Raw genomic sequence first — 4,671 nt, forward strand, 5'->3', positions numbered from 1 at the left:
TGCTCGTGTTGCTCTTCTTGCTCACTACCTGGAACTGCTTCCTCCGGGACCTTCCGTCCCAGTATCAGGCTGTCCAGCTCAGCGGGGGAACTTCATACCGATCTCTGTCCATCCCTGTGAGAGGCGAGATTTGACCAGTGTGCTGTATGAGTGACACAGCTTCGTTGCCTGTCCGACTAGCCACTGGATAACCCAATGCTTGGGCGGAGCAGGGCTGAACAGTGACTAGACGGCCCCACCGTACTGGGGGCACTGGCCACGGCACGATGTCCTCGTCAGCCAGTAGCAGTGCTGCGTCCCAAACTCCCTCGGAATAGGCTTCGAAGCGGCCCCACAGACGCCGACATGCCACCCTTCCCCTCCGCCCAGGCACCTGAACCGAGATGAGCTCGTGATCATTGAGGACATGGTCGGCTGTGAGTACCAGCCGCGGACTTAATAGATAGCCGGACCCTTGTGCCCTGCCAGAGCGGACTACTGCAGCACGCCCTTCGTACACCTAACCTCACAGTTCGCGTACGGCCCTGCAAACGCCAGCAGCGCCGGGTTGACCGCTTGTCACCCGTCGAAGCGGGACCCGAAGAGCTCCTCAGTGGCGTCTGCCTCATCAGTGTTGACGTGATAGGCGCCGTTGGTCGTGGTGTCCTTCGGAGTGAGAACCAATTTCACTCGATGCACCGATGCTTTGGCAACCGATGCTTCCGCCCCAGCGGACACTACCCATGCTCGCAGGCCTGCCTTGCCCTTCCCCTCCCTGCGCATCTCCACTGAAAACTCGAGCTCTACCGGCCCTACTTCGAACCTAGGCCCTGTGTGATTACCTGCCGCGGCGACCAGTTGAGCTCGCAGGTGCTCAACTGCCTCGGCGATGCTGATCTCCTCCATTACTCGCCCCCTTGACCCTGCTACTGGTAGGAAGGACACCAGACTACTCGTTGATGCAATGCTCTGGGCTTGGATTACGCCAATGCGCGTGCGGCCTGCCCTTTCGGGCGCCCCATACGACCAGCTTGCTGTGGCAACGAGTGCTTTTCAGGCTGTGCCGCCACGCCGACAGGTCAACGCAAGATGCCGGTGTGCCTAGTACTCCAGCTGTAGATCGTGATCTCGCGTGGTGTCGCTGGGTGCCTCGGTTGGCGCGAGCTGGTGCCCAACCTCAACTTGGTTGGGGTTGAGATCGGCGCACCGCCTGGCAGGCCCTACTCGTTCCCGTCGTGCTCGGGTGGCCAGCCGATGACGCCCTCCGTTCGAACATTGCGCAGGGTCGCTCCCTCGAACCGGGCCCCGGTGACGTCGGTCAGCCCGAGCGGGGGCAGACCGGTGTTCACGCTTCCGAGTCTGGCGCCGGTCAGATCGGTGTCGCGCAGGTCGGCACCCCGTAGATCGCATCCGGCCAGGCTGACCTCGCGCAGTGAAGCCCCGCGCAGGTCTGCGCCACTGAGGTCGCAGAGCTTGAACCAGCACCCGTCCAGGGTGGCGTGGCGCAGATCTGCCCCGATGAACAAGCAGCGGGTGAACCGCAGCCGTGACGTGCGAGTGGAAGCAAGGTTCTGGCCGGTGAAGTCCTCACGGTTCACGGTCGCATGGCTGTGAAGCGCGGCAAGTCGTTGTCTCGCGGTCGGTGACGTGGTCATGTGCGCCAGGGTGTCAGCCGGGTCGGTGGCCGTCGCCCGGATTTCCGACGGTTCGCCGCCCGCCAGCCGATCACACAGGCCCAGGTTGGTCCGGGAACGGGTACGGCCACCGTTGATCATCGTGAGTTGTGTGGACTGACGACGAGGCGGTGGCCGCGGGTCACAGCATAGATCCCGCCCGGTGGCGGGCGGCGTTCGAGAGCCTGATGGGGCGGATCGCGGGCCGGTTCAAGCGGGTTGAGCCCCGGCGCCGAGCCTGGTGGCTGGTGCTGGGGCTGCTGTCGGACCTGCCGCGGAAGAACTGCTGGACGATCGCGGAGTGGGCCGGGGAGGCCGGCCCGCACGGCATGCAGCATCTGCTGTGCCGGGCCGTCTGGGATGCCGATGCCGTCCGCGACGACGTGCGTGAGTACGTCGTCGAGCACCTCCGCGACGAGGATGCGGTGCTGGTCGTCGACGAGACCGGCGACCTGAAGAAGGGCACCCACACCGTCGGTGTTCAGCGCCAGTACACCGGCACCGCGGGCAGGATCGAGAACTCCCAGGTCGCGGTCTACCTCGTCTACGCGGGCGAGCGGGGACACGCGGCGGTGGACCGGGAGCTGTACCTCCCGCGCTCCTGGACGTGCGACCCGGACCGCTGCCGGGCAGCCGGGCTCGGCGAGGACACCGTCTTCGCGACCAAGCCGGAACTGGCCCGGGTGATGATCGAACGGTTCCTGGACGCCGGACACCACGTGGGCTGGGTCACCGGGGACGAGGTCTACGGCGGTAACCCGAAACTGCGCACGGCGCTGGAGGAACGCGGCATCGGCTATGTCCTCGCGGTGGCTTGCTCGGCCGAAGTGCCCACCGGTGCGGGCACCTTCCGCGTGGATGCCCTGGTGAAGAAGGTACCCAAGCGGGCCTGGCAGAAGCTCTCGGCCGGGCCCGGCGCGAAGGGGCACCGCTTCTACGACTGGGCCGTCATCGACCTCGCCGGGCCGGCACCGGGTCGCCGTCAGCTGCTGATCCGCCGCAACCGCACCACCGGTGAACTCGCCTACTACCGCTGTCACTCCACCACGCCGGCGTCCCTGGCCACCCTGGTCAAGGTGGCAGGTTCCAGATGGCGGGTGGAGGAAACCTTCCAGAGCCAAAAGGGGCTGGCCGGGCTGGATGAGCACCAGGTCCGCCGCTACCCCTCCTGGGCCCGCTGGGTCACCCTCGCCATGCTGGCCCACGCCTTCCTCGCGGTCCTCCACGCCGACGAACACGCCCGCGACCCCGCCCCGGACGGGCTGGTCCCGCTGTCCTGCAACGAGATCCAGCGTCTGTTCATCACGGTTGCCGTCCAGCCTCTCCACGACATGGCCCACCGGCTCGGCTGGTCCATCTGGCGACGCCGCCACCAGGCACGCTCACGCGCCAGCCATTACCGGCGACAAGCCGCATCCCAGACATGAAGATCACGAACTGCAACTGGAGTATTAGCCCGTGGGTGACTCTGAGCTGCTGCCGGGTGATTGCGGAATGTCAGCCTCAACCGCTCCGAATCTGGTGAAGGCTTTGGTATGCCCCGGATCTGGTGGAGTCACCGTGCTGGACAGATGATGCTCCAGACGCTCAAGGAGCTCCCGTGCCCCGTAGTTACCCGGCCGAGTTCCGACGCAAGGCCCTTGATCTTGTCGAAGCCGGTCGGCAGATCCGGCAGATCGCTCACGACCTCGGCATCAGCGAGCAGACGATTTATGTTTGGCGTCGTCAGCACCTCATTGACACCGGGCGACTGCCGGGGCCGGCCAGCGAGGACCAGGCCGAACTGGTAGCCGCACGACTACAGATCGCCGAACTGGAGGCGGAACTGGCTGTCCACCGCCGGGCAGCCGAGCTCATAGGCAAGGTGGAGCCCCCCAAAAAAAGACGCTTCGAGGCCGTCGCGGTGATGGCCGGCGAGGGCCTGTCCGTGCAGACGGCGACGAGGGTGCTCAACGTCTCCGAGTCCGGCTACTACGCCTGGCGTTCCCGCCCGCCCTCGCCCCGCTCCCTGCGGCATGCGTGGCTGACCGAGGCCATCAACACGATCCACACCGCCTCGCACGGCTCCTACAGCATCCGTCGTGTCCACGCCGAACTCAGACTCGAGCATGGCATTTTTGTCAGCCACGGCACCGTCATGCCCCTCATGCAGAGGGCCAGCCTCACGGGCCTGCCCGGCAACCGCCTACGACGGCCGCGGCACGACACTCCTACTGCCGCCGACCTGGTCGACCGGAAGTTCACCAGCTCCGCCCCGGACAAGCTGTGGGTCACCGACATCACCGAGCACTCCACCCGGGAGGGCAAGGTGTACTGCGCGGTCGTCCTGGACACCTACTCGCGCCGGGTGGTCGGCTGGTCCATCGACTCCACGCAGACTGCCGCGCTCGTCACCAAGGCGCTGAACATGGCCATCAGCAACCGGCGTCCGACTGCCGGAACCGTGATCCATTCCGACCACGGCGTCCAGTTCACGTCCTGGGCTTTCACCGAACGGGCTCGGGCCTCCGGCCTGGCCTCCTTGATGGGCACGATCGGCGACTGTTACGACTCAGTACGTCAGTGCAGCTTTTGCTGTTCCAGCCATCTGAAGACATCGGACCTCTTGTACTGGACCTTCGCGTTTCTGCCCCGACCAAGCTTGTAGCCCTTGAGCCCCAGCTTTCGGGCTTCTCTGTATACCCAGCTCTCAGACATGTTGATCATGGCTGCGAGCTCGGAAGTATCCATGAGTATGGGCTCCACGGCGAAGCTGCTGCCCCCAGCAGAATGAGGCCGAGGGGTCTTCTCGGAGCGCTTTCGTCCCGTGTGCATCGGCATCTCTTCTCCGTTCGGTGAGGTACTGATCGGGGCCCGAGGGTCATTCGCCAAGGCGGGCGACCGGCTTGATCGGGATAGGAGAATGATGTGGAGTATCGCCGGTTTGGTTACTGAGGTTGAACTCGTGGTGTCGTTGGGTTACTCAGGCAGGTCTGATGGTCAGGCCGGTCTCGGCGAGGCAGCCGTCTATGAGGTCGCT

Annotated in this window: 5 protein-coding genes; 2 read left to right on the plus strand and 3 right to left on the minus strand. The window is 65.2% G+C overall.

What is annotated here, in order from left to right; genetic code table 11:
* Positions 1 to 558: 558 nt before the first annotated feature.
* A complete protein-coding gene (locus tag ACWEQO_RS34575) occupies positions 559 to 885 on the minus strand; it encodes a trypco2 family protein (protein ID WP_452986472.1) in 327 nt (108 codons plus the stop codon).
* A gap of 314 nt (positions 886 to 1,199) precedes the next feature.
* Complete coding sequence (locus ACWEQO_RS34580) at positions 1,200 to 1,634, minus strand: pentapeptide repeat-containing protein (protein ID WP_452986473.1); 435 nt, start codon at positions 1,632 to 1,634, stop codon at positions 1,200 to 1,202.
* 206 nt (positions 1,635 to 1,840) lie between these two features.
* On the opposite strand from ACWEQO_RS34580, the gene ACWEQO_RS34585 reads away from it, so the two are divergent.
* On the plus strand, positions 1,841 to 3,079 hold the full coding sequence (locus tag ACWEQO_RS34585) for an IS701 family transposase (protein ID WP_452986476.1): 1,239 nt from the start codon (positions 1,841 to 1,843) through the stop codon (positions 3,077 to 3,079).
* A gap of 173 nt (positions 3,080 to 3,252) precedes the next feature.
* On the plus strand, positions 3,253 to 4,299 hold the full coding sequence (locus ACWEQO_RS34590) for an IS3 family transposase (protein ID WP_452986474.1): 1,047 nt from the start codon (positions 3,253 to 3,255) through the stop codon (positions 4,297 to 4,299).
* Here the strand turns inward: ACWEQO_RS34590 and ACWEQO_RS34595 are convergent.
* The gene (locus ACWEQO_RS34595) at positions 4,212 to 4,472 is read right to left on the minus strand and encodes a helix-turn-helix domain-containing protein (protein ID WP_452986475.1); all 261 of its coding nucleotides are present in this window, start codon (positions 4,470 to 4,472) and stop codon (positions 4,212 to 4,214) included. The two genes, ACWEQO_RS34590 and ACWEQO_RS34595, sit on opposite strands and share 88 nt — an antisense overlap.
* Positions 4,473 to 4,671: the final 199 nt, after the last annotated feature.

Source organism: Streptomyces sp. NPDC004051 (assembly GCF_053604275.1).